The following is a 26,849-nucleotide window of genomic DNA, read 5'->3' as shown; positions in this document are numbered from 1 at the left end:
GTTCCCTGTCGCGTTCCGCTTCATCTGTCGTCATCGACAGGCCCCGGAGTCCGTGCCCGAAGAGGCAGGAGGACCCGGTGGACACCGCAGCCGACAGCGCCGCCATGGGCCGAGCGATCACGCTCGCCGCCCGCGGACTCGGCTCCACCAGCCCCAACCCGGTCGTCGGATGCGTGATTCTCGACGCCGAGGGACGTCCGGCCGGTGAAGGCTTCCACCAGCGCGCCGGAGGGCCGCACGCCGAGATCCACGCCCTGCGCGCAGCAGGTGAGAAGGCCCGCGGCAGCACCGCGTACGTCACTCTCGAGCCCTGTAACCACACCGGTCGCACCGGCCCCTGCGCCCAGGCACTGATCGAGGCCGGCGTCAGCCGTGTCGTGTACGCGGTGGCCGACCCGACCCCGCAGGCCACCGGAGGTGCGGACACCCTCCGCGCAGCCGGGATCAAGGCGGAACAGGGGCTCCTCGCCGACGAGGCCGAGGCGGGCAACGCCGCGTGGCTGACCTCGGTGCGACTCGGCCGTCCGTACGTCCTGTGGAAGTACGCCGCGACGCTCGACGGCCGGATCGCCGCCGCCGACGCCACCAGCCGCTGGATCACCTCTCCCGAGTCGCGCGCCGACGTCCACCGGCTGCGCGCCGAGGCCGACGCCGTCGTGGTCGGCTCCGGCACCGCCCGTACCGACGACCCCCAGCTCGGTGTCCGAGGCATCGAAGGCGCCGTACAGCCGCTGCGCGTGGTCGTCGACACCGGCGCCACGGCGGTGCGCCCCGGCGCCCGGGTCCTCGACGACACGGCGCCCACCCTGGTCGCGGTCGCCGAGGACGCCGACACCGGCCATCTCCCCGAGGGGACCGTGCTGCGGCTGCCGCGTGCCGCCACCGGCCCCGGCCTGGACATCCACGCCCTGCTCGCCGCCCTGCACTCGCGCGGCGTCCGCTCCGTACTTCTCGAAGGCGGCCCGACCCTGGCCGGGGCCTTCGTCGCGGCGGGAACGGTCGACAAGGTCGTCGGCTATCTCGCCCCCGTGCTCCTCGGCGCCGGCCCCGCGGCCCTCGCCGAGGCCGGAATCTCCACCATCGCCCAGGCGTTGCGCCTCGACGTGACCGAGACCGTACGCATCGGTCCCGATCTGCGCATCACCGCCGTCCCCGGCCCTGCCCGGAAGGGAAACTGAGTGTTCACCGGAATTGTCGAAGAACTGGGTGAGGTCACCGCCGTCGAGAAGCTCGGCGACGCCTCCCGATTCCGCCTGCGCGGTCCCGTAGTCACCGAAGGCGCCAAGCACGGCGACTCCATCGCCGTCAACGGCGTCTGCCTCACCGTCGTCGACCTCGGCGACGGAGAGTTCACCGCCGATGTGATGGCCGAGACCCTGAACCGGTCCAGCCTCGGCGCACTGGAGACCGGCTCCCGGGTCAACCTGGAGCGCCCCATGGCGGTCGGCGGCAGGCTCGGCGGGCACATCGTCCAGGGGCATGTCGACGGCACGGGCCGCATCCTCGAGCGCAAGATCTCCGAGAACTGGGAGATCGTGAAGATCTCCCTCCCGGCGGAGCTGACCCGGTACGTGGTGGAGAAGGGCTCGATCACCGTCGACGGCGTGAGCCTGACCGTCGTCGACGCCGGACCCGACTACTTCACCATCAGCCTCATCCCCACCACCCTCGCCCTGACCACGCTCGGCATCAAGGAGTCCGGCGACCCGGTCAACCTCGAGGTGGACGTCATCGCGAAGTACGTCGAGCGGCTGCTCGGCGGCCGGGACCGGGAGGACACGAAGTGAGCGCCGTCGGCTGGCTCAACTCGGAGGCCTTCACCCTGTTCGGCCAGCACATCAAGTGGTCCGACATGATCGGCAACACGGTCGGACTGGCCGCCCTCGCGCTCGGCTGGCGCCGCTCCATATGGACCTGGCCCGCCCAGCTGGTCTCCGGCCTGATCCTGCTGGCCGCCTTCGCCTCCGCTCACCTCTCGGGGAGCGCGGGCAAGCAGCTGGTGGTGATCGTCGTGGCCGCGTGGGGCTGGTGGTCGTGGAACCGCGGCAAGCAGCAGGCCCAGGACGGCTCCATCGCCGTACGGTTCGCCAGCTGGCGCGAGCGGGCCTTCCTGGTCGGCGGCGCCGCCCTCGGCACCCTCGCCGTCGGCGGGCTGTTCACCGTGTTCCCGACGCTGTCGTGGGACCCGTGGCCCGACGCGTACATCTTCGTCGGCACGGTCGTCGCGATGTACGCCCAGGCGCGCGGCATGGTCGAGTTCTGGTTCGCCTGGCTGCTGGTCGACCTGGTCGGTGTGCCGCTGAACTTCGCCAACGGCTTCGCCTTCTCCGGCTTCGTCTACGTCATTTACGGCGCCCTCGTCCTGTGGGGCATGCGCGACTGGTGGCTGCGTACGCGGACACCCGCTCTGGAAGGAGCCACGGCATGACTGCCCAGCCCACCTGGTTGCACCCGGAACACGACAGCGTCGTCGAGGACCTCTCCCTCGACCCCGTCGAGCAGGCGATCCGCGACATCGCGGCCGGACGCCCCGTCGTCGTCGTCGACGACGAGGACCGGGAGAACGAGGGCGACCTCGTCATCGCGGCCGAGATGGCCACGCCCGAGATCGTCGCCTTCATGATGAGCGAATGCCGCGGCCTGATCTGCGCGCCGATGGAGAACGACGAACTGGAGCGGCTCGAACTGCCGCAGATGGTCACGCACAACACCGAGTCGATGCGCACGGCGTTCACCGTCTCGGTCGACGCCTCCGCGGCGCACGGCGTGACCACCGGCATCTCCGCCGCCGACCGGGCCACCACGCTCCGGATGCTGGCGGGCGGACAGGCGGGCCCCGCCGACTTCGTGCGCCCCGGTCATATCTTCCCGCTCCGCGCCCGGTCCGGCGGTGTACTCGTCCGCAACGGCCACACCGAGGCCGCCGTCGACCTGGCCCGGCTCGCCGGGCTGCGGCCCGCCGGTGCGATCGTCGAGATCGCCGGCGAGGACGGGGTGATGCTGCGTCTGCCCGAGCTGGTGCCGTTCGCCCGCAAGCACGGCCTCACGATCATCTCGATCGAGGACCTGATCGCCTACCGCCGCTCCTCCGAGCCGACCGTCCGCCGCGAGGCGGAGGTCCGGCTGCCGACGTCGTTCGGCGAGTTCACCGCGTACGGCTACCGCTCCACGGTCGACGGCGTCGAGCATGTCGCGCTCGTCCACGGCGACCTCGGTGACGGCGACGACATTCTCGTCCGGGTCCACTCCGAGTGCCTGACCGGCGACATCTTCCAGTCCCAGCGCTGCGACTGCGGCCCCCAGCTGCACGCGGCCATGGCGCGCATCACCGACGAGGGCCGTGGCGTCGTCGTCTATCTCCGCGGCCACGAGGGCCGCGGCATCGGCCTGCTCTCCAAGCTGCGGGCGTACGAACTCCAGGAGCACGGTGTCGACACCCTCGACGCCAACCTGGAGCTGGGCCTGCCCGCCGACGCCCGGGACTACGGGGCAGGCGCCCAGATTCTCAAGGACCTCGGCGTCCACGGCGTCCGGCTGATGACCAACAACCCCGACAAGACCGCCGCGCTCCTGCGGCACGGCCTCGCGATCACCGGCCGCGAGCCGATGCCCGTCCAGGCCGGCGAGCACAACCTGCGGTACCTGCGCACCAAGCGGGACCGCATGGGACACGACCTGCCCTGGCTCGACACCGCCTCGGTGTCGACCTGCGGCAACCAGTAACGACCACGGAAACGAGCGGTAGGAGAAACATGAGCGGCAAGGGCGCACCCGAACTGTCCGTACGCAACTGCGGTGACCTGCGAGTGGCGGTGATCGCCGCCCAGTGGCACGAGAAGGTCATGGACGGCCTCGTCGACGGCGCACTGCGTGCCCTGCACGACCTCGGCATCGACGAGCCGACGCTGCTCCGGGTCCCCGGCAGCTTCGAGCTCCCGGTCGTCGCCAAGGTGCTGGCCGGCCGCGGCTACGACGCGATCGTCGCCCTCGGCGTAATCATCCGCGGCGGCACGCCCCACTTCGAGTACGTGTCCCACGGCGTCACCAACGGCCTCACCCAGGTCGCCGTCGACACCGGAGTCCCGGTCGGCTTCGGCGTACTGACCTGTGACACCGAGGAGCAGGCGCTCGACCGGGCCGGCCTCGAAGGGTCCAACGAGGACAAGGGTCACGAAGCGGTCACCGCGGCCGTCGCCACTGCTGCCACGCTGCGCACCGTCAGCGAGCCCTGGCGCTGAGCGAGGGGGCGGTACCCCGTACTCTAAGAACCATCATGGCGAACAAAACCTTCGAAGAGCTCTTCGCCGAGCTGCAGCTCAAGGCCGCCAACGGCGACCCCTCGACCTCCCGCACCGCCGAGCTGGTGGACAAGGGAGTCCATGCCATCGGCAAGAAGGTCGTCGAGGAGGCCGCCGAAGTCTGGATGGCCGCCGAGCACGAGAGCAAGGACGCCGCCGCCGAGGAGATCTCGCAGCTGCTGTACCACGTCCAGGTGATGATGGTCGCCCGCGGAATCTCCCTCGATGACGTCTACGCACACCTCTGAGCAGGACCGCCGCACACCCCTGCATCCGCACGTCCGCACAAGACTCCCTCCTCGCAAAGGAAACCTGACCTCATGCTGCGCATCGCCGTCCCCAACAAGGGTTCACTCTCCGGGCCTGCGATGGCGATGCTCCATGAGGCCGGCTACCAGCAGCGCAAGGAGTCGAAGGAACTCGTCCTCGTCGACCCCGAGAACGAGGTCGAGTTCTTCTACCTGCGGCCGCGCGACATCGCGATCTACGTCAGCTCCGGCCGTCTCGACATCGGCATCACCGGCCGCGACCTGCTGCTGGACTCCGGGGCCGATGCCGAGGAGATCCTCCAGCTCGGCTTCGCACGCTCCACCTTCCGTTACGCCACCAAGCCCGGCACGGCCCACGGCCCGCAGGACTTCGACGGCATGACGATCGCCACCTCCTACGAGGGCATCGTCGCCAAGCACCTCGCCGACGTGGGCGTCACCGCGGCCGTCGTCCACCTCGACGGCGCGGTCGAGACCGCCATCGAGCTCGGGGTCGCCCAGGTCATCGCCGATGTGGTGGAGACCGGCACCAGCCTGCGCAACGCCGGACTCGAAGTGATCGGCGAGCCGATCATGAAGTCGGAGGCCGTCGTCGTCCGCCGTACGGGTGCCCCCCAGGACGACCCCAAGGTGCAGCAGTTCCTCCGCCGCCTGCAGGGCGTCCTGGTCGCCCGCAGCTACGTGATGATGGACTACGACTGCCGCGTCGAGCACCTGGAGCGCGCGGTCGCCCTCACCCCGGGCCTGGAGTCGCCGACCATCTCCCCGCTGCACCACGAGGGCTGGGTCGCCGTCCGCTCCATGGTCGCCGCCAAGGAGGCCCAGCGGATCATGGACGACCTGTACGAGCTCGGCGCCCGCGCCATCCTCACGACGGCCATCCACGCCTGCCGCCTCTGACGGCCGGACAGCCAGCGACCCACCGGCAGCCAGACCCACCGGAAGACAGAAGAACACCATGTCCGCCCCCGCACCCCGGCCCGAACTCCCCACTCTCCCGGTCACCTTCCGGCCGACCCGTACCCGGTTGGTCCTGCTGACCGTGGGGGCGGCGATGTTCGTCGTCATCACCGTCATCGCGATGAGCCTGGAGCAGCTGAGCCCGGGGGAGCGGGTCAGCTTCATCTTCACCGCGCTGCTCTTCTTCGCCGTCCTGGCGCTGCTCAGCCGCCCCAAGGTCGTCGCCGACGACCACGGGGTGACCGTGGTCAATCTCACCCGCACCCGACGGCTGTCCTGGGCGGAGATCCTCCGCGTCAACCTGCGCGCCGGCGACCCGTGGGTCTTCCTCGATCTCAGCGACGGGACCAGCATGCCCGCCCTCGGCATCCAGCCCGGAATCGCCAAGGAACAGGCCATTCGCGACGCCGGTACGCTCCGCGCCCTCGCCGAGAATCACGGCACGGGTACGAACAACGGCTGAGCCCCCTGCCCCGTTCGGCCACTTCTTGATTACTCTGGAGGGCGGTGGCGCCCTGTGCGCCCCGCCCCGCACAGAGAGCCCCTGAGGCCGGCGGGGTTTTCCTTCGACCCAAGGAGTGACTCCCTCCAGCAATGGACGGATCGTCCGGTAGTACCTGCGCCGCCCCATCCCAGGAGGCGGCGGCATGACCACCCCCTTGCTGCTTCTCAGTGCGGCATTCCTTCTCATCCTCGCCAACGGATTCTTCGTGGCAGCCGAGTTCGGGCTTGTCACGGTGGACCGGCCGGACGCCGAGCGCGCCGCCGCCGCGGGCGACCGGCGGGCCCGTACCGTCGTCGACGCCCTGCGCGAGCTCTCCTTCCAGCTCTCCGGCACCCAGCTCGGTATCACCATCACCTCACTGGTCGTCGGCATGCTCGCCGAGCCGGCCCTCGCCGAGCTGCTGGCCGGACCGCTCACCGCGACCGGACTCCCCGACGGGGCCGTACCCGGCGTCAGTGTGGTGATCGGGATGCTGTTCGCCTCCGCCGTCCAGATGGTGATCGGCGAGCTCGTACCGAAGAACTGGGCAGTCTCCCGGCCGCTCCAGGTCGCCCGGTTCGTCGCCGGCCCCCAGCACCGCTTCGCCAGTGCGCTGCGGCCGGTGATCACCCTGCTGAACACCGTCGCCAACCGGCTGGTGCGGCTGCTCGGCGTCGAACCCACCGACGAGCTGGCCTCCGCCCGCACCCCCGGTGAACTGGTCTCCCTGGCCCGGCACTCCGCCGAGGCCGGCACCCTCGAACAGGACACCGCGGATCTCTTCGTACGGACCCTGTCGCTCGCCGGACTCACCGCACAGCACGTCATGACCCCGCGTGTGAGGGTCAGTGCCCTGCAGTCGACCGCGACCGCGGCGGACGTCCTCAACCTCACCCGCGCCACCGGCCTCTCCCGCTTCCCGGTCTACCGGGACCGGATCGACGAGGTCGTCGGCATGATCCACCTCAAGGACGCGCTCGCCGTACCCGCCCAGGAGCGGCTGCGCACCCCGGCAGGGCGGATCGCCGTACCGCCCCTCCTCGTCCCCGAGACCCTCCCCGTCGAACAGCTGCTCCAACGCCTGCGCAAGGAGCAGCCCATCGCCGTCGTGGTCGACGAGTACGGCGGCACCGCCGGTGTCGTCACGCTCGAGGACATCATCGAGGAACTGGTCGGCGAGGTCAGGGACGAGCACGACGCGGAGGGCGCCGACCGGCCCGAACTGGCCGTCGCCGCCCCGGAGGACGGCCGTCCCGCCTGGGACGCCGAAGGCAGCTGCCGGGTCCTCACCCTGCGCCGGATAGGCCTTGACGTGCCGGAAGGACCGTACGAGACGGTGGCCGGACTGGTTGCCGATCTCCTCGGACGGATCCCTGCCCCCGGTGACCGGGCCGAACTGCCGGGCTGGCGGATCTCGGTCCGTCAGGTCGGTCACTACCGCGCCGAACAGGTTCGCTTCGTACGCATCGCCGATGTGCCGGAAGCTGTCGACGCACCGTCGGCGGAACGCGGTGTCCTGGAGGCCGCACGATGAGCGTCGTCCAGTTGCTCTTCGCCGGGCTCCTCGTGCTGGCGAACGGTTTCTTCGTGGGTGCCGAGTTCGCACTCGTCTCCGTACGCCGCAGCCAGATCGAACCCCTCGCGGCGGCCGGATCGACCAGGGCCCGTCAGGTGCTCTACGGCCTGGAGAACCTGCCGCAGATGATGGCCGCCGCGCAGTTCGGCATCACCATCTGCTCACTGACCCTCGGTGCCGTCGCCGAACCTACCGTCGCCCATCTGCTGGAGCCGGTCTTCCACGCGGCGCACCTGCCCGAGGGCCTCGTCCACCCGCTCGGCTACGTCCTGGCGCTCGTCTTCGTGGTCTTCCTCCACCTCGTCATCGGCGAGATGGTCCCGAAGAACCTGGCCATGGCGGCTCCGGGGAAGACCTCGATGTGGCTCAGCCCCGGCCTGGTCGGCTTCGCCCGGCTCTGCCGCCCGGTCACCGCGGCACTGGGCGCCTGCGCCCGGCTGGTGCTCCGGCTGTTCGGCGTCGAACCCAAGGACGAGGTCGAGGCCGTCTTCACCAGCGAGCAGCTCAACCGGCTCGTCGAGGACTCCGGACAGGCCGGACTGCTCGAACCGGAGGCGCAGGAGCGGCTGGAGGACGCGCTGGAGCTGGGCAGCAGGCCGGTCACCGATGTACTGCTCGACCGGGCCTCCCTGGTGACCGTGGACCCCTCGGTCACCCCGCACCGGATCGAGGAACTGACCGTACGGACCGGCTACTCACGCTTCCCGGTCTGCGCGGAGGGCGGCGGCCCGTTCATGGGCTACCTGCACGTCAAGGACGTCCTCGATCTGGAGGACGGCGAACGGGCCGTTCCGCAACACGTCTGGCGCCCGATGGCGACGCTCCGGGCGGAGCTCCCCCTGGACGACGCGCTGACGGTGATGCGCCGCGCGGCCACCCACCTTGCCCAGGTGGCCGACGCGTCGGGCCGGGTGCTGGGGCTCGTCGCGATGGAGGACGTCCTGGAAATGCTGGTGGGCGAGGTGCGCGATCCGGCGCACCGGGTCTCGGTACCCCGCCGGACGGTGGAGGCCGCAGCAGCGGGGCCCGGCGTGGACGAACTCCACCCACTGGCGGCGCGAACCTGACAACCAGGTGCGGCCTCATCGCCGGACGGGAGCCACATCCGGGCCCGTCCGGCGTTCGAGGTCACACCGGCCGCCGGGCGGGCCCGGTGCCTGCAACCCGCCCCACCACCCCGTCACAGCCCCGGAGGTTCCTGCGGCCCCCGGTCCACCGGCCCCCGGCCGGACAGGACCTCGCCGTACGCCTGCATCAGATCCGGCAGCCGCAGCGTCGCCAGATCGTCGCGCGTGGGTACCGCCGCGTACCCGGACAGCCGCAGATCCCGGTACGCGCAGCTCTTCTCGTACAGCGTGCGCAGAAACCGCCCGTTGCCCAGCTCGTCGATCCAGCCCTGGTCGACGACATGGCCGCTGATCGACCGCAGCTCCTCCAGGGACTCCTCGTCCCACACGTCGTCGTTGTCGGCGGCCAGCACCTTGCCGATCGAGGTGAGTTCCAGCGGCCGGTAGCTGGGGAAGTCCACCCGAGTGGTGAAGCGGGAGGAGAGACCGGGGTTGGTGGCCAGCAGCCGGTCCATGCCCTCGGGGTAGCCCGCGAGGATGACGACGAGATGGTCCCGGTTGTCCTCGGCCCGCTTGAGGAGCACCTGCAGTGCCTCATCCCCGTACGCGTCACCCTTGCTGTAGCCGGAGTTGGAGAGGCTGTACGCCTCGTCGACGAACAACACTCCGCCGAGCGCCGAGTCGATCAGCTCATTGGCCTTGACCGCGGTCTGGCCGAGGAACTCGCCGACCAGATCGGAACGCTGGGCCTCGACGAGGTGGTCCCCGCCGAGCAGCCCCAGTGCGTAGAAGACCCGGCCCAGGATCCGGGCCACCGTGGTCTTCCCGGTCCCGGACGGCCCCGAGAAGATGAAGTGACGCTTGGGAGGCTGGACCAAGAGCCCCTCGCCGGCCCGCAGCCGCGCCATGTTCAGCTGCGCGGACAACGCCTTGACCTGGCGCTTGACGGGTTCGAGGCCGACCATCCGCTCCAGTTCCGCCAGCGCCTCGGCGAGCAGCACCGGATCGCTGGGCCCCGCCGGGAACGGCTGGGACGACGACTGACCGGGCACCGCCGTCTTCTCCCGTGCCCCCGTCCCGTCGGCGGGAGGCAGCCCGCCGACACCCGGCAGGTTCTGCTGTTCGCCGCCGGGCCGCAGCTCCCGGCCGTCCACCAGATCGGTGCCGAGCAGCGAGTCGCTGTCCTGCTGCGCCTCCGCGACCGTGCCGTCCATGCCGATCCCGGTCAGCGACACGGAGGCGAGACCTGACGCGTCGTCGGTGCCTTCGAGCCCGTCATAGTCCGCGATGGCGGCGAGCCGCGCCGAGGTGTCCATGAACGCCGGGTCGATCCGGTGCACCGCCCGGTAGAGCGGCAGTGCGGCCGCGCTGCGGCCGGTGCCCTCGTGCGCGCGGGCCAGCCAGTAGCGCAGTTCCTTGCGCTGCGGCTGTTCGCTGCGGCAGCGCATCAGTGCCGTGGAGAGCAGCGGCTCGGCCTGCCCGTACATCTCCAGCCGCACCCGCGCCATCCCGCCGAAGAGCCCTGCCTCGATGCCGAGCAGCGGATCGTCGACCAGCTGCTCGGTGTTGCGTACGAGCTGTTCCCAGTCCTTGACCAGATAGGACCGGCAGGCGTGCAGGAACCGCACCTGCGGGTCCGTGTCCACCGGCGGCAGTCCGGCCAACGCCCGGTCCAGCTCGGCGACATGACGCCCGTCCAGCCAGTGCGACGCGTGCGCGAGCAGCAGGTCGCGTGGGCTCTCCAGCACCGGTTGCACCCACCAGCCCAGCCAGTACCAGGAGTTGAGCGTGCGCCGATGGCGGGTGCGCTGTTCGCCGAACCGGTCGCGATGCCGGTGCATACGCAGCAGTGCGGTTGTGGTGTCGATGCGCAGGGCATGGAGGCCGAGCCAGGCGTCCGCCATGCCGGGATCCAGACGCACCGCTGTTCTGAACTCCTCCTCGGCCTGCGGGTAGGCGCCCATCGTGTAGGCGTCCACGCCGCGCAGCCAGGCGAGGTCGGCCGGGGCCTGTGCGCCCTGCGTGCCGATGTCCATCAGGTCCCCCACAAGCCGTGCCCCCAGGATCTCCCGCCGCACGACCGCCCGTCGAGGCGCGCTGAACCACTCTGCCACGGAAGGGAATTGACCGCACCGAAAGGCATCGTACCTGCGCAGGGAGTGCGCGACTAAGAGCGCCGCAGGCGGAACGGAGACCGTGACCGAGGGTAAGCGGGAGGTTGTGTACAGCAGCGCGAAAAGGGGTGCGAGGGCAGAACGAAGCCCCCGATCACGGGGGAACAACCGGGGGCTTCGTCTCTGTGGGGGCTCCGAAAAGCCGCACATTGAGAACGTAAGACCTGTACCGCCCCCGGGTCAAGCACAGTTGAGGCACTTCCGGGCCGATTTCCGACTGCTCAGTACGTCGCCGCGGGAGGATCACGGTGGGTGACGGAATGGTTCGCTCCTGCTGTCGCGCGGGGCCCCTCCAGCCACTCGTACCCCACAGGCAACTGGCGTACCAGGGCATCCGCGTAGGGACGCGAGGGATCGGCGGCGAAATGTTCTGCCTCGGCCGCGGTCCACCCGTCCCAGAACGCCGAAAGCGCGGGTCCGTCCCGGCGCCGGCCCCGCTCCCACGACGCTGCGGGGCCGAGCTCCATCCACCACAGCCGTGCGAGATGCGGACGCAGCGCACGGCGACCTGCCCCCACCCCTTCGATCAGAACCACCGGCGCGGGTTCCAGAGTGCGTGGCGGGCCGAAGTGCCGAGCGGTCCAGTCGTACGGCGCATAGCGCGCGCTCTCGCCGCGCGACAGCGGCCCGATCACCTGCTCGCGCAGCCGGTCCACCCAGGCGAACAGCTCCTCGTGCGTGGCCAGATCGTCCAGCTGCAGCACGGGCGCGTCGCCGAGCGCGGCCGAGAGGCGGGACGCGAGGGTGCTCTTGCCCGATCCTGCATGGCCGTCGACGCCGATCAGCCGGACCGGTCCGCAGGACGGCGCCAGGGTGCGCAGCCGGGAGGCGTGGCGCGAGAGGTCGTTCATGTGGCCAGCCTACGAGCCGGTCGGGAGCAACCGCAGGTCACGCCAGTGGACCAGACCAATATTGGTTCGGCGGCGCACTGCGATTTGCTGGCCCAATCCGGCTGCGACCCGCAATAGTTGGCGCACTGTCGTGCACCCGCAGCCCCATTCCGCTTACCACCGGGGGTTTCGCCCATGAACCGACCGACCTCACGCAGAACTGTGCTGACCGCCGCGCTCGCGGTGGCGGCCGCCGCCGGTACGGCGTCGTCCGCCGGCTCCGCAGCCGCCGCGATCCCGGCTGCTGCCCCGCCCGACGCGGCTGCGGCGGCCGCTTCCCTCGTGGACAACCACTCCTGGAGTACGTACACCGACTGGCGCAGCGGCTGCGGCGCCGGGACGCGCGCCGTCGCGGGACGCAGGCCCGGTCTGGTGATCGGCGACCCCCGGGGGCGTACCGACTACACCGACCCGCACACCGGGAACACCGCCACCTGGGAGTACGCGACCTGGACCTCGCCCCGGCACCGGTCCGCGGTCCCGGCGACCGAGGTCATCGCATCCTGGAACGCGGACACCCCGGCAGGCACCTGGATCCAGATCGAGCTGAGCGGCCGCTACTCGGACGGCACCGACACTCCCTGGTACGTGATGGGCCGCTGGGCGGCGGGCGACGGCGACATCCGCCGCACCTCCGTCGACGACCAGACCGACGGCAAGAGCTCCATCTGGACCGACACCTTCTCGGTGGACGATGCGGCGAGCGGGCTGCGGCTGGTCTCGTACGAGCTGCGACTCACCCTGTACCGCACCCCGGGCAGCAGCCTCACCCCGACCGTGTGGCGGCTCGGCGCGATGGCCTCGGACATCCCCGACCGCTTCACCGTGGAGCCCAGCGCCTCCGGCCTCGCCCGGGAGCTGCCGGTGCCGCGCTACTCGCAGAGCGTGCACGCGGGCCAGTACCCGGAGTACGACAACGGCGGCGAGGCGTGGTGCAGCCCCACCTCCTCGCAGATGATCATCGAGTACTGGGGGCGCAGGCCCACCGCCGAGGACCTGGCCTGGGTGAAGCCGGGCCTCGCCGACCCGCAGGTCTGCCATGCGGCCCGCTTCACGTACGACTACCAGTACGAGGGCTGCGGCAACTGGCCGTTCAACGCCGCCTATGCCGCCACGTACGACGACATGAGCGCGGTCGTGACGCGGCTGAGCTCGCTGACCGACCTGGAGACGCTGATCCGGGCCGGCATCCCGGCCATAACGTCGCAGTCCTTCCTCAAGGAGGAGCTGACCGGGGCCGGGTACGGGACCTCCGGCCACCTCATGACCGTGATCGGGTTCACGGCGGACGGTGATGTGATCGCCAACGACCCGGCCTCGCCGAGCGACGAGGCCGTCCGCCGGATCTACAAGCGGCACGAGTGGGAGACGATCTGGCTCCGCACCAAGCGCTACAACGCGAGCGGCAAAGTGGTGTCCGGCACAGGCGGCGTCTGCTACCTCTACTTCCCGGCGCATCCGACGCCCGCCCAGCAGCGGGCTCTGGCAGCCGTCGGCATCCGCTGACGCGGTCCGGCGCTCCCGGGGCAGTGACCGATGTCATCTACCCCGGGGGCCTGGCCGACTGACACCCTGGACGGGTCACGGGGGGACGTTGACTGCCGGACGACCGAGCGAGATGCCATGACCGCGACCACCGCAGCCACCGTCACTGCCCGCCGCCGCGCGCGGACCGGAGGTCCCGAGGACCGGTCCAAGCTGCTGGAGAACGTCCTGGGCTGGACGCTCGTCGTCCTCATCGCCATGTTCGTCACCCAGGCCGGCCTCATGTGAGAAGCCGGGCGTCGGCGGTACGGGGCGGGAAGCCTCTCGGGCTCCCCGCCCCTTGGGATCGCACGGTTGCGGCTGGTTGATCGCCTTGATCAGCTCGCCGTTGGCGGTGTCACCGCTCAACTCCCAGAAGAACGTGCCTCCCGAGCCCTGCTGGTTCTTGTAGTCCATCTTCGTGGCGATGGTGGCCGGGGTGTCGTAGCTCCACCAGTTGGTCCCGCAGTGCGCGTACGCCGTGCCGGCCACGGTGCCGGTCGCCGGGCAGCCGGCCTTGAGGACCTTGTAGTCCTCGATGCCCGCCTCGTACGTACCCGTGGCCGGCCCGGTCGCCGTACCGCCCGGCGCGTCCTGCGCGACACCCGTCCAGCCGCGGCCGTAGAAGCCGATCCCGAGCAGCAGCTTCGAGGCGGGGACGCCGAGGGCCTTGAGCTCGGTGACGGCGGCGTCGCCGGTGTAGCCCTCCTTCGGAATACCGGTGTACGAGGTCAGCGGGGGAGTGCGGGGCCGTCGGGCCCTGCGCGCCCCAGGCGCCGAAGAAGTCGTACGTCATCGGGTTGTACCGGTCGACGTACTGCGCGGCGCCTCCGTAGTCGACGGTTTCGAGCTTGCCGCCGGCCGAGCCGTCGGTGGTGATGGCCGAGGTGACCAGGTTGCCCGTGCCGAACTTGGCGCGCAGCGCCGCCAGCACGTCGCCGTAGGCGTCATGGCCGCTGGTGTCGCAGGTCAGCGATCCAGGGCGGCTTCGCCGACCGCCGTGGGGCAGGTAAATGGGCGCGCCGAGCACCCCGTGGCCCTTGATCAACACTGCATCGCGGGGGCGGCAACGCAGGAGGCGGAGGTCAGCTGGTCAGCTACCTGCAGTTTTGCCCACGCCGGTTGGTATTTACGCGTCAGACCGCAGGCGTTGGGGTACTCCCAGTCGATGTCGATGCCGTCGAAGACATCGGCCCAGCGGGGGTCCTCCGCCAGGTCGTGCACGACTGGGCGAATGCGGCCGGGTTCTTCGCCGCCTCACCGAAACCGCCGGACCAGGTCCAGCCGCCGAACGACCAGATGACCTTCAGATTCGGGTGCAGCTTCTTCAGCTTGCGCAGCTGGTTGAAGCTGCCGCGCAGCGGCTGGTCCCAGGTGTCGGCGACGCCGTCGACCGACTGGTCGGCGGTGTACGCCTTCTCGTAGTCGGCGTAGCTGTCGCCGACCGCGCACTTGCCGCCGGTGACGTTGCCGAAGGCGTAGTTGATGTGTGTCAGCCTGTCGGCCGAGCCCGAGGACTCGATGTTCTCAGAATTGGCATGAATGCGATAAGGCCAGCGTGGGTGGAGCCGTGGATGGACTAGACCAGTTGGGTCAATGGTTCGGACCATTGCGATGGCAACCCGGCCCCGCACGGGCGCCCGGCCGCACGCTCCGGCACCCGGTGACGGATACCGTCCGATCGGGCATACTCGACCCGCCACAGCCGCTGGCCAGCAACTCTCGTAATCCGGGAGGGCAGCATCGGCTGGGTAGTAGTGCTTGTCCGGGCCCCGGCCCGGAATTCCCCGGCGGCGCCGCTCACACCCCGCGCGCGCGACCGCCGCAACGCCCGACAGGGAGGAGAGCGCCGTCATGTCCGACCGTGCCCCGCAGTTGGTGGAGCGTCGTCTGCCCACCGAGGAGTCCAGGCAGCTTGTCGCGCTGGTCCGCGACATCGTCCAGCGGGAGATCGCGCCACGGGCGGCGGAGGAGGAGGACGCCGGCCGGTTCCCGCGCGAAGTCTTCACCCTGCTCTCCGAGTCCGGACTCCTCGGCCTGCCGTACGACTCCGCCTACGGCGGCGGAGACCAGCCGTACGAGGTCTACCTCCAGGTTCTCGAAGAACTCGCGGCCGCCCGGCTCACCGTCGGTCTCGGCGTCAGTGTCCACTCGCTCGCCTGCCACGCCCTCGCCGGATACGGCACCAAGGAACAGCAGGCGGAACATCTGCCGGCGATGCTGGGAGGCGGCCTGCTGGGCGCCTACTGCCTCTCGGAGCCCGCCTCGGGCTCCGATGCCGCCTCGCTCCGTACGAAGGCCGTACGGGACGGCGGCGACTGGGTCATCACCGGCACCAAGGCATGGATCACCCATGGCGGCATCGCCGATTTCTACACGGTCCTGGCGCGTAGCGGCGCCGAGGGTGCCCGGGGCATCACCGCCTTCCTGGTCCCCGGCGACGCCGAGGGGCTGAACGCGGCCCTCCCCGAGAAGAAGATGGGCATGAAGGGCTCGCCCACCGCCCAACTGCACTTCGACGGCGTACGGGTGCCCGACGCGCGCCGGATCGGTGAGGAGGGGCAGGGCTTCGCCATCGCCCTGTCGGCGCTCGACTCCGGGCGCCTCGGTATCGCCGCCTGCGCCATCGGTGTCGCGCAGGCGGCCCTGAACGAGGCCGTCGGATACGCCACCGGGCGGCAGCAGTTCGGCCGTCCCATCGCGGACTTCCAGGGACTGCGGTTCATGCTCGCCGACATGGCCACCCAGATCGAGGCGGGCCGCGCGCTCTACCTGGAGGCGGCCAGGCTGCGTGACGCAGGCAGGCCGTTCTCCCGTCAGGCCGCCATGGCCAAGCTGTTCTGCACCGACGCGGCCATGCGGGTCACCGTCGACGCCGTCCAGGTCCTCGGCGGCTACGGCTACACCCTCGACTTCCCCGTCGAGCGGCTGATGCGGGAGGCGAAGGTGCTGCAGATCGTCGAGGGCACCAACCAGATTCAACGCATGGTCATCGCGCGCCACCTCGCAGGTCCCGAGACGCGCTGAGCCGCAGCGGCCGGTCCGACCACACCGGCGTCGTCATGATCCGGTTCCACTCCTGGTCATGGCGGCCCGGCAGGGTCCGCCCGGTGGACTCCCAATGGCTCAGCATGGCCCGGTAGATGGGCGGATCGGTCGAATGCGGCACCGTGCGCGGCGGGGAAGGTGCGGGCGCAGACTTCGGTGCCGGCTGGGAGCCGGGCCGCGGAACCGATTCTTCGGAGGCCGGAGCGGCGAGACGGCGGCGACCGGGGCCGGCCGTTGAATGCAGCAGCGTCATGCCGGGCCAACGCCGTGGGGCGGGGCCGGGTCACTGCCGGGTGGATTCGAGCGCCCGTTCGCCAGGTTCCCCTGTCTCGCGGGCGTGGCTCGACGCTGCCCGCACCACGCCGGTCCGGCCGTCGTGGTGCAGTGCAGGTGTCTGTCAGGTGCCGCCGGCCGGCGTCGCGGACCGTGTCAGGCCGCGTTACGGCGCATCTGCGGGACCCGCAGCGGGCGCGAACCGGCACCACCTGCGTGCGAGAAGGGCTGCATCCGCCAGTCGAGCCCCTGAGGGAGCGTCAACAGCAGTGCCGTCTCCTGCTCGTGGAGTTCGAGCGACTCGTCGGCGGGACGCGTCTGCGCGACGCCGCGGCCGGTTCCGGCGCACACCGTGAGCACGAACGGGTTCCACGGGGTCGGGCACAGCGCGTGTTCCGGCAGCACGTCCTCGTCGGCCAGCAGTGCGATCGGCTGCGCACAGTCCGGGCAGATCACCCGGTACATCTCAAAAGTGTCGTACGCGTCGGGAGCGGAGTCCTCGACGGGTTCAACAGGCTCCGGTTCGGTACGTCCGGTGAGCTTCAGGCTCTGCATGGATAGTCTCCCCCTCGGGTGGGCCGACAAGGCGCCACGGCCTCGACCACAGCAAGCACTTCCCGTCGCGCATCGGCCGTAACCGCGAGGTCGCCGGCTACCCACCCGTAAACCTGTGGCATTCGTCACATGCCCGGTGCAGGTGCCCTGTTCGGAGCCCCTGCGACTGTGCCTGGAGGGACCCGGGGCCATAGGTTGACCGCATGGAGGAGCTGGACCGTCAGATTGTGGAGTTGCTCGTCAAGGACGGGCGGATGAGCTACACCGACCTGGGCAAGGCCACCGGCCTGTCCACCTCGGCCGTTCATCAGCGTGTCCGAAGGCTGGAGCAGCGCGGGGTGATCCGGGGCTATGCCGCGGTCGTCGACCCCGAGGCCGTTGGGCTGCCCCTCACCGCGTTCATCTCGGTGAAACCCTTCGACCCGAGCGCACCGGACGACATCGCCGAGCGGCTCGCCGGCGTGCCCGAGCTGGAGGCGTGCCACAGCGTCGCGGGCGACGAGAACTACATCCTCAAGGTGCGGGTCGCGACCCCGCTGGAGCTGGAGCACCTGCTCACCCGGATCCGCTCGCTCGCCGGAGTCTCCACCCGTACCACCGTGGTCCTCTCCACTCCGTACGAGGCACGGCCCCCGCAGATCTGAGACACGCCCGCCGCGGGACCCGAGGGGGGTGCGGACCGCGCCGCTCCGTGCAGGCGCGAGACTGGTGTCATGACCGAGAGCACCGCCCCCCAGAGCGAACACCGCACCGTGCTGCTGCGCGGTGGAGACGTCCATAGCCCCGCCGATCCCTTCGCCACCGCCATGGTCGTCGAACGCGGTCATGTCGCCTGGGTGGGCTCCGAAGGGGCCGCCGACGCCTTCGCGAGCGGCGTCGACGAAGTGATCGACCTCGAAGGGGCGCTGGTCACTCCGGCGTTCACCGACGCGCACGTCCACACCACATCGACCGGCCTGGCCCTCACCGGTCTGGACCTCTCGGGCGCCCGCACCCTTGCCGAGGCCCTCGATCTCGTACGTACGCACACGGCCGCGCACCCCGCCGACCGGGTAATCCTGGGCCACGGCTGGGACGCCACCCGCTGGCCGGAGCAGCGGCCGCCGTCGCGCGGCGAACTCGACGCGGCGGCCGGTGGCCGGCCCGTCTATCTGCCCCGGATCGATGTGCACTCCGCGGTCGTCACCACAGCCCTCCTCGATCTGGTCCCCGACGTCACCGCACTGGCCGGCTACCACCCCGACGCCCCGCTGACCGGCGCCGCCCACCACGCGGTGCGTTCCGCCGCGCACGACGCGGTCTCGCCGCAGCAGCGCGCCGACGCCCAGCGCGCCGCCCTGGACCACGCCGCCTCGCTCGGCATCGGCACCGTCCATGAGTGCGGCGGACCCGACATCTCCGACGAGGACGACTTCACCGGGCTGCTGAAGCTCGCCGCCGCGCGGCCGGGCCCGCGGGTCTTCGGCTACTGGGCCGAGCAGGTGGGCGACGAGAGGGACGCCCGCCGGATCCGCGAACTCGGCGCGATCGGCGCCGCCGGGGATCTCTTCGTCGACGGCTCCCTCGGCTCGCACACTGCGTGCCTGCACGAGCCGTACGCCGACGGTCCGGCCGGACGGACCGGTACCGCCCACCTGGGCGCGGCGCAGATCGCCGCCCATGTCACCGCCTGCACCGAGGCCGGTCTGCAGGCCGGCTTCCACGCCATCGGTGACGCCGCGGTATCCGCCGTGGTGGCCGGAGTCCGGGCCGCCTCCGAAACGCTCGGCCTGGCGCGCATCCGGGCCGCCCGGCACCGCGTCGAGCACGCCGAGATGCTCACCCCCGAGACCATCGCAGCCTTCGCGGAGCTGGGTCTGACCGCCTCCGTTCAGCCCGCCTTCGACGCGGCCTGGGGTGGCGAGGACGGCATGTACGCGCAGCGGCTCGGCGCCGAGCGGGCCCGCACCCTGAACCCCTACGCGGGCCTCCTGCGGGCCGGTGTGCCCCTTGCCTTCGGCTCGGACAGCCCGGTGACCCCGCTGGACCCGTGGGGGACCGTACGGGCCGCCGCGTTCCACCGCTCGCCCGAGCACCGGATCTCCGTACGGGCGGGATTCACCGCGCACACCAGGGGCGGCTGGCGGGCCGTCGGCCGCGACGACGCGGGCACGCTGGTGCCCGGTGCACCCGCCGACTACGCCGTCTGGCGCACCGAGGAGCTTGTGGTCCAGGCCCCGGACGACCGGGTCGCCCGATGGTCGACGGACCCACGGTCCGGGACGCCCGGACTGCCGGACCTCACCCCTGGCGGTGAACTTCCGGTCTGCCTGCGTACCGTGATCTTCGGACAAACTGTCTACGTAAGGCCGAACGGGTGACGTCCGGACATTTCGTACCGCCGATCGAAGGCGCCGTCGCTTCCCCGCGACCTGGGAATCTCCAGTACTGGCCAGGCGAGTTCGGTAAACGTTGCAGGTCAGACGGGTATTGACAGAATGCGCCCACGGGCCGGTAGGTTCGGCCGAGTCCACCACAGGACGTCCGACCGGTTGAACCTCCACGCAGTCGTCGAACGCCGCTGGGTCATGGGGTGGTGTGCCGCACCGGTGCACCACCACTGACAGCCAGGTTCAGCGCCCGCGCCTCGGGGGCGAGGGAAGGTTCGAACCGGACGGCAGGTGCGACCCGGGTGGGGCCCGGACGTTCAGTAGACAACGGCTTTCGGTCGACCCGCAGCCAGCGGGACCCAGGTCGGCCCGAAGGACGCCGGGCCCCGATCCGCACTTCTGTCCGAGCTTCTGTCCGCACTTCTCTCCTTCTGTCCGGCCCGGCTCCCGATACCTCCCCACCGCGTCGGTCCTCGGTCCCGGATGCGGTCGATATGGTGTGCACCTGCGTACGGACGTGAGGGGCAGTAAGTGAACGACGGCGGTCAGAGGCGATACGGCCCGCTCGGCAGAGCGTTGGTGATCATCCCGACCTACAACGAGGCCGAGAACATCAAGCCGATCGTCACCCGGGTGCGCGCCGCAGTGCCGGACGCGGACATCCTGGTCGCCGACGACAACAGCCCCGACGGCACCGGCAAGATCGCCGACGAGCTCGCCGCCGCCGACAGCCAGGTCCGGGTACTGCACCGGCAGGCCAAGGAAGGGCTCGGTGCCGCATACCTGGCGGGCTTCCGCTGGGGCATCGAGCACGGCTACGGCGTCCTTGTCGAGATGGACGCCGACGGCTCCCACCAGCCCGAGGAGCTGCCCCGGCTGCTCACCGCCCTCAAGGGCGCCGATCTGGTGCTCGGGTCCCGCTGGGTGCCGGGCGGGCGCGTGGTCAACTGGCCCAAGTCCCGCGAAATGATCTCCCGGGGCGGCAGCACGTACTCCCGGCTGCTGCTCGGGCTGCGGACGCGGGACGTCACCGGCGGCTACCGGGCCTTCCGGGCGGAGACCCTGCAGGGCATCGGCCTCGACGAGGTCGCCTCCCAGGGCTACTGCTTCCAGGTCGACCTGGCCCGTCGCGCCGTCGACGCCGGATACCACGTGGTCGAGGTCCCGATCACCTTCGTGGACCGCGAGACCGGCGACTCCAAGATGAGCCGCGACATCCTCGTCGAGGCGCTGTGGCGGGTCACGGCGTGGGGCATCACCGCCCGCACGAACCGGGTTCTGGGCCGCAAGCCCTCCTGATCGCCCTCACATCCCGCTTATCCCGCTCGGACGTGCGTCCAGGCACACTGGGGACCATGACGACCGGCACACCGCCCCCGACCGCCCCGCGGCGCTCGCGCGCCCGCACTTTCATCCCTCTCGCCGTCGCCGCCTGGGCGGTGCTGGAGATCTGGCTGCTGACCGTGGTGGCCGACGTCGCGGGCGGGTTCACCGTGCTGCTGCTCCTGATCGGGGGCGTCGTGCTCGGGGCCGTCGTGATGAAGGCGGCCGGCCGCCGGGCCTTCCGCAACCTCACCGAGACGCTCCAGCGGATGCCGGGGCAGCCGGGGGCCACAGCCGCGTCGCCCGCCGCCCCGTCGGGCAGCAAGGGCAACGGGTTCCTGATGCTCGGCGGCCTGCTGATCATGATCCCGGGGTTGATCTCGGACGTGGCGGGACTTCTGCTGCTGGTGCCGCCGGTGCGGGCGATGCTCGGCAGGCGCGCGGAGGTGTCCATGGAGCGGCGGATGCGCATCGCGACACCGGGGAGCCTCTCCGACGCGTTCCAGCAGGCCCGGATCCACCGCCCGGACGGAAAGGTCGTCCAGGGCGAGGTCATCCGCGAGACCGACTCCCACCCGGACGAGAAGCCCCGCCCGCCGCTGACCCCCTGACCCAGCCGCGTCCCACGGCCTGCGCCGAGCTGCTGCCTTCAGCCCCGGACAGGCTTGTCCGCCCGTGCCGGTGTTCACGTCCGGAGAATTCAAGGCAGACAGAGCCGCGGGCCGTGGCACACACTCGGTGTACCACGGCCCGCGGCTCTGTCTAGGTGCGGTGTTGCGCGGTCAGGCAGACTTCCTGCTGTCCCGCGGATGCACGGCAATGTTCATGGCTCCGGAGCGCAGAACCGCCAGCCTCTCGGCCAGCACCTCCTCCAGCTCCTCGCGTGTGCGCCGCTCCATGAGCATGTCCCAGTGCGTACGCGCAGGCTTGCCCTTCTTCTCTTCGGGGCCATCCCCGTCCACCAGGAGTGCCATGGCGCCGCACGCCTTGCACTCCCACTCCGGCGGAATTTCCGCCTCTACCGAGAACGGCATCTCAAATCGATGTCCGTTCTGGCATGCGTACTCCACCGCCTGGCGCGGGGCCAGATCGATGCCGCGGTCCGTCTCGTAGCTGGTAACCACGAGTCGCGTGCCGCGGAGAGCTCGCTCACTCATGAATCGTGCCTCCCGGGCTTGTCGCCCACAGGACAGGTGTCGCTGTCGTCGTCATCCGGTCAACGTCCGGTCGGCGGTAAAGATTCCCGTTGCCGGTCATGCGTCGCCCGTCGTGCCGCTGCTTTTTCAGGGTTGGGGTACCCACCAATGCCCGGTTTGTCACATCTGGCAGAAGTTGTCACCCAACGGTTTGGCTTCTTCCGCTCGCAGTAACGGTCCTCCGGGCAGGCCAAACGCGTACACTACCGGCCTTTCACTTCAACGTCTAAATCCGTTCCGGAACAGGATTCCCTGCCGCCGCAACGGCCTGCCGTACGGGCACCCTCGCGAGCAGTACCGAACCGGTCACGAAGAAAATCACCAACGAGATGATTGCATCCCGATAGCTGCCGGTCAGCTGATACGCGAGACCGAACACCAGTGGCCCCAGCCAGCTCAGTCCGCGGTCGCTCATCTCGTACGCGGAGAAGTACTCGGCCTCCTTGCCGCGCGGCACCAGATGGGAGAACAACGAGCGCGACAGCGCCTGGCTGCCGCCGAGCACCAGGCCGATCGCCGAGGCCAGTACGTAGAAGAAGACCGGGGCGTCCGAGGGCAGGAAGTAGCCGGAGACGAGGATCAGGGTCCAGACGACGAGCGAGGCCAGGATCGTGCGCTTCGCGCCGTACGCCCGTGCCAGCCTGCCCATCCCCAGCGCCCCCGCCACCGCGAGCACCTGCACCAGCAGCACGGCGGTGATCAGCGTCGTCTGGTCGAGGCCGAGCTCCTCGGAGCCGAACACCGAAGCCTGCGAGATCACCGTCTGGATGCCGTCGTTGTAGACCAGATAGGCCAGGAGGAAGGAGAGCGTGAGCGGGTGCCGGCGCATGTCACGCAGAGTGGCGCGCAGCTGCCGCCAGCCGGAGCCGACCGCGCCCTCGCCGCCGGGTACCACCCGCCGGTCGCGCAGCCGTCGCAGCGGTACGAGGGTGAACGCGCCCCACCAGACACCCGCCGAGGCGAGACAGATCCGCACCGCGTCGGACTCGGAGAGGCCGAACGAGTCGTGGCCCGTGTAGAGGACCAGATTGAGGACGAGGACGAGCGCCCCCGACGTATAGCCGAAGGCCCAGCCGCGTGAGGAGACCGCGTCGCGTTCGTCGGGCCCGGCGATCTGCGGCAGATATGCGTTGTAGAGCACCATCGACACCGAGATCGACGCGTTCGCCACGATCAGCAGGAACGCACCCAGCAGATAGCGGTGGCCGTCCAGGAAGAACATCCCGGTCGTCGCGGCCGCGCCCACATACGCGGCGGCCGCGAGGAGCGGCTTCTTGCGGCCCGTACGGTCGGCGGCGGCGCCCACGACCGGCATCACCACCACCGCGACGACGACGGACACCGAGACCGCGTAGGCAAAGAGCGAGCCGGCGCGTACCGGGATGCCGAGCGGGTGCACGAAACCGTCGGCGTCCGCGGCGGCCTTGGCTATCGACGTCAGATAGGGGCCGAGGAACACCGTGAGGACGCTGGTCGAGTAGACCGAGCACGCGAAGTCGTAGAAGTACCAGCCGCGTTGTTCTCGTCTGCGGCCCTCGGCGTCGGCACCCTCGGTGGCGCGTTCCGGCGTCGGCTCAGCGGTGTCTGCGGTCTCGGCGCTCACCCGCACCCCCTCGTGTCTCCCCGTGGGGACGCCGCCGGGCCGGCGTCAGGCCCAGGCCCCCCGCTCGCTCAGCACCGTACGCAGCGTCTCGATGTGATCGGTCATGATGCCATCCACACCGAGATCGAGGAGCGCTGCCATCCGCTCCGGTTCGTTCACCGTCCAGACATGGACCTGGAGTCCGCGCGCATGGGCCTCCCGGACGAAGCGCCGGTCGACCACCCTGACCCCGTTCTGGCTCTCCGGGACCTGCGCGCACACCGCTCCGGCGCGCAGTGCGGCCGGTATGCCGTACGAGCGCAGGCGCAGGCCGAGGACGCCGCGGACACCGTACGAGGTGGCGAGCCGGGGGCCTGCGAGGCGGTGCGCCCTGGCCACCCGGGTCTCCGAGAACGAGCCGACGCACACCCGGTCCCAGGCATCCGTCCGGCGGATCAGATCGATCAGCGGGACCAGGGCCGGCTCGGCCTTGATGTCCACGTTCCAGCGGGCGTCGGGGAATTCCTCCAGCAACTCCTCGAACAGCGGAAGCGGTTCGCGGCCCGCCACCCGGGCCTGCCGCACCTCGCTCCACGGCAGGTCGGCTATCCGGCCCCGGGCGTCCGTCACCCGGTCCAGGGTGGTGTCGTGGAAGGCGACCAGACGGCCGTCCGCCGTCGTGTGCACATCGGTCTCGAAGTACCGGTAGCCGGCATCGGCGGCCCGGCGGAACGCGGCCGTCGTGTTCTCGATCCCGTCCGCCGCTCCGCCGCGGTGGGCGAACGGGATCGTCACGGGATGGTCCAGATACGGGTGGCGTAGGGAGGTCACTGCGGAAGTATGGCCTCCTCCGGTGACGGTGCGGTGACGGCGGTGGTGCCGGACTCCGGCGCGGGAGCGACGGTCCGGTCGGCGGGATCCGCCCCGGGGATGGCGAACACGCGCAGGAAGAGCTGGGCGAGCGGGCCGATGCTGAGCGCGTAGAGGACCGTGCCCACTCCCAGGGAGCCGCCGAGCACGAAGCCGGTCGCCACCACCGCCACCTCGATCGCCGTACGGACCGTCCGGATGGAGCGGCCGGTGCGCCGGTGCAGTCCGGTCATCAGTCCGTCGCGCGGACCGGGGCCGAACCGCGCCGCGATGTACAGCCCCGTCGCGACACCGTTGAGCACGATCCCCGCGACCATCACCGCGATCCGTCCGGCGAGGCCGTGCACCTCGGGGACGAGGGCGAGCGTGCCGTCCATGGCGAGGCCGATGGCGAAGACGTTGGAGACCGTCCCGAGACCGGGGCGCTGCCTCATCGGGATCCACAGCAGCAGGACCGCCGCGCCGACGATGATCGCGACGACTCCGATGGACAGCCCGGTGCGCTCGGCGAGCCCCTGGTGCAGCACCCCCCAGGGTTCGAGGCCGAGCCCGGCACGGACGAGGAGCGCCGAGCTCACTCCGTACAGGGCCAGACCGACGTACAGCTGAACCAGCCGACGTGTGAGATGCGCCCCGCGCAGGACGGCGGTGTTGGACAAGATGTGCTCCCTGGTGTGGTGGCAGTGGACCGACGCATGACACTCTGGGGCGAGGTATTGGCTACCAACTATGGCCAATCCGAGGAAGGTGGACTGATTTTCATGGCGCAGTGGACTTCGGCCGTCGGTGCCGCGCAGCTCGCCCGGCAGCTCCAGGCCCAGCAGCAGAAGCCCATGGGCCCCGGCGCCCGCAGGCCGCCCGCCTACCGCGCGCTCGCCGACGGCATCCGGCTGCTCGTCCTCGAGGGCCGGGTGCCGGTCGCCGCCCGGCTCCCCGCCGAGCGTGAACTGGCGCTCGGCCTGTCCGTCAGCCGCACCACCGTCGCCGCCGCCTACGAGGCGCTGCGGGCCGAGGGGTTCCTGGAGTCCCGCCGCGGCGCCGGGAGCTGGACCGCCGTGCCGGCGGGTAATCCCCTGCCCGCCCGCGGTCTCGAACCGCTGCCCCCGGAGTCGCTCGGTTCGATGATCGACCTGGGCTGTGCCTCGCTGCCCGCGCCCGAACCCTGGCTGACCCGCGCCGTTCAGGGCGCCCTGGAAGAACTGCCGCCGTACGCGCACACCCACGGCGACTACCCGGCGGGGCTGCCCGCGCTGCGGCAGATGATCGCCGACCGTTACACCGAGCGCGGCATCGCCACCATGCCGGAACAGATCATGGTCACCACCGGTGCGATGGGTGCGATCGATGCCATCTGCCATCTCTTCGCGGGGCGCGGCGAGCGGATCGCGGTGGAGTCCCCGTCGTACGCCAACATCCTGCAGCTGATGCGGGAGGCCGGCGCCCGGTTGGTGCCGGTGGCGATGGAGGAGGGGATCGGCGGCTGGGACATGAACCGTTGGCGGCACGTGCTGCGGGACGCGGCCCCCCGGCTCGCCTACGTCGTGGCGGACTTCCACAACCCCACCGGCGCGCTCGCGGACGAGAACCAGCGCCGGGCCCTGGTGGACGCGGCCCGCTCCGCCGGGACCGTCCTGGTCGTCGACGAGACCATGAACGAGCTCTACCTGGACGACGACGTCGAGATGCCGCGCCGGGTCTGCGCCTTCGATCCGGCGGGCAGCACCGTGCTCACCGTCGGCTCGGCCAGCAAGGCCTTCTGGGCCGGCATGCGGATCGGCTGGGTGCGGGCCGCGCCCGACGTGATCCGCAGTCTGGTGTCCGCCCGGGCCTACGCCGACATGGGCACTCCCGTACTGGAGCAGCTCGCGATCAACTGGCTGATGCGTACCGGGGGCTGGGAGGAAGCGGTGGAGATCCGCCGCGGCCAGGCACGGGAGAACCGGGACGCGCTGGTCGCGGCGGTGCGCCGGGAACTGCCGGAGTGGGAGTTCGAGGTGCCGCGCGGCGGGCTGACGCTCTGGGTGCGCACGGGCGGACTCTCGGGGTCGCGGCTGGCCGTGGCGGGCGAGCGCGTGGGGGTGCGGGTGCCGTCGGGCCCGCGGTTCGGTGTCGACGGCGCCTTCGAGGGGTACGTACGGCTGCCGTTCACGGTCGGCGGGCCGGTGGCGGACGAGGCGGCGGCGCGGCTCGCGGCGGCGGCGCAGCTGGTCGGGTCGGGGGCGAGCGCGGGGGCGGAGGCGCCGAGGACATTCGTCGCCTGATCGCCGAGGCGGCCGGATCGCCGCCACGGCCGACACCTCACCCCTTGACCGGGGCGCTGCGCGCCACTGCTATTGATTACGGAGCCTTCCCATGGGGCACTACAAGTCGAATCTCCGCGACATCGAGTTC

At 70.8% G+C, this 26,849-nt stretch carries 25 protein-coding genes and 1 pseudogene; 18 read left to right on the top strand and 8 right to left on the bottom strand.

The genetic code is table 11. From position 1 onward, the window contains the following. Positions 1–77: 77 nt before the first annotated feature. The 10 genes from ribD to ACWCP8_RS08180 all read left to right on the top strand — a co-directional run bounded on the left by ribD (position 78) and on the right by ACWCP8_RS08180 (position 8,654). Positions 78–1,178: a bifunctional diaminohydroxyphosphoribosylaminopyrimidine deaminase/5-amino-6-(5-phosphoribosylamino)uracil reductase RibD gene (gene ribD / locus ACWCP8_RS08225; protein ID WP_451114942.1), complete on the top strand. Its 1,101-nt coding sequence runs from the start codon at positions 78–80 to the stop codon at positions 1,176–1,178. Beyond that, complete coding sequence (locus tag ACWCP8_RS08220) at positions 1,179–1,787, top strand: riboflavin synthase (protein WP_352266207.1); 609 nt, start codon at positions 1,179–1,181, stop codon at positions 1,785–1,787. After that, on the top strand, positions 1,784–2,428 hold the full coding sequence (locus ACWCP8_RS08215; protein WP_352266208.1) for a nicotinamide mononucleotide transporter family protein: 645 nt from the start codon (positions 1,784–1,786) through the stop codon (positions 2,426–2,428). Before ACWCP8_RS08220 ends, ACWCP8_RS08215 begins: the two co-directional genes overlap by 4 nt. Next, entirely contained in the window at positions 2,425–3,723 is a 1,299-nt protein-coding gene (locus ACWCP8_RS08210) for a bifunctional 3,4-dihydroxy-2-butanone-4-phosphate synthase/GTP cyclohydrolase II (protein ID WP_352266209.1), read from the top strand. The genes ACWCP8_RS08215 and ACWCP8_RS08210 overlap by 4 nt, the downstream gene beginning before the upstream one ends. Positions 3,724–3,752: 29 nt before the next feature. Beyond that, on the top strand, positions 3,753–4,238 hold the full coding sequence (gene ribH, locus ACWCP8_RS08205; protein WP_030919009.1) for a 6,7-dimethyl-8-ribityllumazine synthase: 486 nt from the start codon (positions 3,753–3,755) through the stop codon (positions 4,236–4,238). A 35-nt stretch (positions 4,239–4,273) separates the two neighbouring features. Further along, entirely contained in the window at positions 4,274–4,546 is a 273-nt protein-coding gene (locus ACWCP8_RS08200) for a phosphoribosyl-ATP diphosphatase (protein ID WP_018524273.1), read from the top strand. 72 nt (positions 4,547–4,618) lie between these two features. Further along, on the top strand, positions 4,619–5,467 hold the full coding sequence (gene hisG / locus ACWCP8_RS08195) for an ATP phosphoribosyltransferase (protein WP_451114939.1): 849 nt from the start codon (positions 4,619–4,621) through the stop codon (positions 5,465–5,467). A gap of 58 nt (positions 5,468–5,525) precedes the next feature. Next, positions 5,526–5,990 (top strand): PH domain-containing protein, encoded by a 465-nt coding sequence (locus ACWCP8_RS08190; RefSeq protein WP_352266211.1) that lies wholly within the window; start codon positions 5,526–5,528, stop codon positions 5,988–5,990. Positions 5,991–6,174: 184 nt separating this feature from the next. Further along, positions 6,175–7,545, top strand: coding sequence for a hemolysin family protein (locus ACWCP8_RS08185; protein WP_352266212.1), 1,371 nt, complete (start codon positions 6,175–6,177; stop codon positions 7,543–7,545). Continuing rightward, positions 7,542–8,654, top strand: a complete 1,113-nt coding sequence (locus ACWCP8_RS08180; protein WP_451114936.1) for a hemolysin family protein — start codon at positions 7,542–7,544, stop codon at positions 8,652–8,654. Before ACWCP8_RS08185 ends, ACWCP8_RS08180 begins: the two co-directional genes overlap by 4 nt. 113 nt (positions 8,655–8,767) lie before the next feature. Here ACWCP8_RS08180 and ACWCP8_RS08175 read toward each other — a convergent pair whose 3' ends face one another. Beyond that, positions 8,768–10,690, bottom strand: a complete 1,923-nt coding sequence (locus ACWCP8_RS08175) for an AAA family ATPase (protein WP_451115327.1) — start codon at positions 10,688–10,690, stop codon at positions 8,768–8,770. Positions 10,691–11,049: 359 nt separating this feature from the next. Continuing rightward, positions 11,050–11,679, bottom strand: coding sequence for a uridine kinase family protein (locus ACWCP8_RS08170; protein WP_451114934.1), 630 nt, complete (start codon positions 11,677–11,679; stop codon positions 11,050–11,052). A gap of 174 nt (positions 11,680–11,853) precedes the next feature. Between ACWCP8_RS08170 and ACWCP8_RS08165 the strand changes: the two genes are divergently transcribed. Together ACWCP8_RS08165 and ACWCP8_RS08160 are read left to right on the top strand one after the other, a co-directional pair. Further along, positions 11,854–13,224, top strand: coding sequence for a peptidase C39 family protein (locus tag ACWCP8_RS08165; RefSeq protein ID WP_352266216.1), 1,371 nt, complete (start codon positions 11,854–11,856; stop codon positions 13,222–13,224). Between the two features lie 117 nt (positions 13,225–13,341). Further along, complete coding sequence (locus ACWCP8_RS08160) at positions 13,342–13,491, top strand: SCO1431 family membrane protein (RefSeq protein ID WP_451115325.1); 150 nt, start codon at positions 13,342–13,344, stop codon at positions 13,489–13,491. 75 nt (positions 13,492–13,566) lie between these two features. Here ACWCP8_RS08160 and ACWCP8_RS08155 read toward each other — a convergent pair. Further along, positions 13,567–14,852 (bottom strand): annotated as a pseudogene (locus tag ACWCP8_RS08155) (glycoside hydrolase family 18 protein); the annotation flags it as partial. A 244-nt stretch (positions 14,853–15,096) separates the two neighbouring features. Here ACWCP8_RS08155 and ACWCP8_RS08150 point away from each other — a divergent pair. After that, complete coding sequence (locus ACWCP8_RS08150) at positions 15,097–16,269, top strand: acyl-CoA dehydrogenase family protein (RefSeq protein ID WP_352266217.1); 1,173 nt, start codon at positions 15,097–15,099, stop codon at positions 16,267–16,269. A gap of 450 nt (positions 16,270–16,719) precedes the next feature. On the opposite strand, the gene ACWCP8_RS08145 is transcribed toward ACWCP8_RS08150, so the two are convergent. Further along, a complete protein-coding gene (locus ACWCP8_RS08145) occupies positions 16,720–17,118 on the bottom strand; it encodes a hypothetical protein (protein ID WP_326602467.1) in 399 nt (132 codons plus the stop codon). Between the two features lie 203 nt (positions 17,119–17,321). Between ACWCP8_RS08145 and ACWCP8_RS08140 the strand changes: the two genes are divergently transcribed. From ACWCP8_RS08140 to fxsA, 4 genes are all read left to right on the top strand, one after another. After that, on the top strand, positions 17,322–17,762 hold the full coding sequence (locus ACWCP8_RS08140; protein ID WP_024493538.1) for an Lrp/AsnC family transcriptional regulator: 441 nt from the start codon (positions 17,322–17,324) through the stop codon (positions 17,760–17,762). A gap of 69 nt (positions 17,763–17,831) precedes the next feature. Then, complete coding sequence (locus ACWCP8_RS08135) at positions 17,832–19,478, top strand: amidohydrolase (RefSeq protein WP_451114931.1); 1,647 nt, start codon at positions 17,832–17,834, stop codon at positions 19,476–19,478. A 540-nt stretch (positions 19,479–20,018) separates the two neighbouring features. Continuing rightward, positions 20,019–20,786 (top strand): polyprenol monophosphomannose synthase, encoded by a 768-nt coding sequence (locus tag ACWCP8_RS08130; RefSeq protein ID WP_352266219.1) that lies wholly within the window; start codon positions 20,019–20,021, stop codon positions 20,784–20,786. A 56-nt stretch (positions 20,787–20,842) separates the two neighbouring features. Then, the gene (gene fxsA / locus ACWCP8_RS08125) at positions 20,843–21,421 is read left to right on the top strand and encodes an FxsA family membrane protein (protein WP_352266220.1); all 579 of its coding nucleotides are present in this window, start codon (positions 20,843–20,845) and stop codon (positions 21,419–21,421) included. Positions 21,422–21,592: 171 nt separating this feature from the next. Here fxsA and ACWCP8_RS08120 read toward each other — a convergent pair whose 3' ends face one another. The 4 genes from ACWCP8_RS08120 to yczE form a co-directional block, all read right to left on the bottom strand. After that, positions 21,593–21,967, bottom strand: a complete 375-nt coding sequence (locus ACWCP8_RS08120) for an RNA polymerase-binding protein RbpA (RefSeq protein WP_007262928.1) — start codon at positions 21,965–21,967, stop codon at positions 21,593–21,595. A gap of 265 nt (positions 21,968–22,232) precedes the next feature. Beyond that, positions 22,233–23,609 carry an MFS transporter gene (locus ACWCP8_RS08115; RefSeq protein ID WP_382846002.1) on the bottom strand — a complete coding sequence of 459 codons (1,377 nt, stop codon included), beginning with the start codon at positions 23,607–23,609 and terminating at the stop codon, positions 22,233–22,235. A 45-nt stretch (positions 23,610–23,654) separates the two neighbouring features. Further along, the gene (locus tag ACWCP8_RS08110; RefSeq protein ID WP_352266222.1) at positions 23,655–24,419 is read right to left on the bottom strand and encodes a glycerophosphodiester phosphodiesterase family protein; all 765 of its coding nucleotides are present in this window, start codon (positions 24,417–24,419) and stop codon (positions 23,655–23,657) included. Then, complete coding sequence (yczE, locus tag ACWCP8_RS08105; RefSeq protein WP_352266223.1) at positions 24,416–25,117, bottom strand: membrane protein YczE; 702 nt, start codon at positions 25,115–25,117, stop codon at positions 24,416–24,418. Before yczE ends, ACWCP8_RS08110 begins: the two co-directional genes overlap by 4 nt. Before the next feature lie 102 nt (positions 25,118–25,219). On the opposite strand from yczE, the gene ACWCP8_RS08100 reads away from it, so the two are divergent. Then, positions 25,220–26,719 carry an SCO1417 family MocR-like transcription factor gene (locus ACWCP8_RS08100; protein ID WP_352266224.1) on the top strand — a complete coding sequence of 500 codons (1,500 nt, stop codon included), beginning with the start codon at positions 25,220–25,222 and terminating at the stop codon, positions 26,717–26,719. Positions 26,720–26,849 lie beyond the last annotated feature (130 nt).

This window comes from Streptomyces sp. NPDC002206 (assembly GCF_053593595.1).
This window is presented reverse-complemented; position numbering and strand designations above follow the sequence as displayed.

Bases quoted from the DNA above. Each gene is read 5' to 3' on its own strand.
- ACWCP8_RS08210 (WP_352266209.1), top strand. From the start codon at position 2,425: ATGACTGCCCAGCCCACCTGGTTGCACCCGGAACACGACAGCGTCGTC.
- ribH (WP_030919009.1), top strand. From the start codon at position 3,753: ATGAGCGGCAAGGGCGCACCCGAACTGTCCGTACGCAACTGCGGTGAC.
- ACWCP8_RS08200 (WP_018524273.1), top strand. From the start codon at position 4,274: ATGGCGAACAAAACCTTCGAAGAGCTCTTCGCCGAGCTGCAGCTCAAG.
- hisG (WP_451114939.1), top strand. From the start codon at position 4,619: ATGCTGCGCATCGCCGTCCCCAACAAGGGTTCACTCTCCGGGCCTGCG.
- ACWCP8_RS08190 (WP_352266211.1), top strand. From the start codon at position 5,526: ATGTCCGCCCCCGCACCCCGGCCCGAACTCCCCACTCTCCCGGTCACC.
- ACWCP8_RS08185 (WP_352266212.1), top strand. From the start codon at position 6,175: ATGACCACCCCCTTGCTGCTTCTCAGTGCGGCATTCCTTCTCATCCTC.
- ACWCP8_RS08180 (WP_451114936.1), top strand. From the start codon at position 7,542: ATGAGCGTCGTCCAGTTGCTCTTCGCCGGGCTCCTCGTGCTGGCGAAC.
- ACWCP8_RS08175 (WP_451115327.1), bottom strand. From the start codon at position 10,690: ATGGACATCGGCACGCAGGGCGCACAGGCCCCGGCCGACCTCGCCTGG.
- ACWCP8_RS08170 (WP_451114934.1), bottom strand. From the start codon at position 11,679: ATGAACGACCTCTCGCGCCACGCCTCCCGGCTGCGCACCCTGGCGCCG.
- ACWCP8_RS08165 (WP_352266216.1), top strand. From the start codon at position 11,854: ATGAACCGACCGACCTCACGCAGAACTGTGCTGACCGCCGCGCTCGCG.
- ACWCP8_RS08160 (WP_451115325.1), top strand. From the start codon at position 13,342: ATGACCGCGACCACCGCAGCCACCGTCACTGCCCGCCGCCGCGCGCGG.
- ACWCP8_RS08150 (WP_352266217.1), top strand. From the start codon at position 15,097: ATGTCCGACCGTGCCCCGCAGTTGGTGGAGCGTCGTCTGCCCACCGAG.
- ACWCP8_RS08145 (WP_326602467.1), bottom strand. From the start codon at position 17,118: ATGCAGAGCCTGAAGCTCACCGGACGTACCGAACCGGAGCCTGTTGAA.
- ACWCP8_RS08140 (WP_024493538.1), top strand. From the start codon at position 17,322: ATGGAGGAGCTGGACCGTCAGATTGTGGAGTTGCTCGTCAAGGACGGG.
- ACWCP8_RS08135 (WP_451114931.1), top strand. From the start codon at position 17,832: ATGACCGAGAGCACCGCCCCCCAGAGCGAACACCGCACCGTGCTGCTG.
- fxsA (WP_352266220.1), top strand. From the start codon at position 20,843: ATGACGACCGGCACACCGCCCCCGACCGCCCCGCGGCGCTCGCGCGCC.
- ACWCP8_RS08120 (WP_007262928.1), bottom strand. From the start codon at position 21,967: ATGAGTGAGCGAGCTCTCCGCGGCACGCGACTCGTGGTTACCAGCTAC.
- ACWCP8_RS08100 (WP_352266224.1), top strand. From the start codon at position 25,220: ATGGCGCAGTGGACTTCGGCCGTCGGTGCCGCGCAGCTCGCCCGGCAG.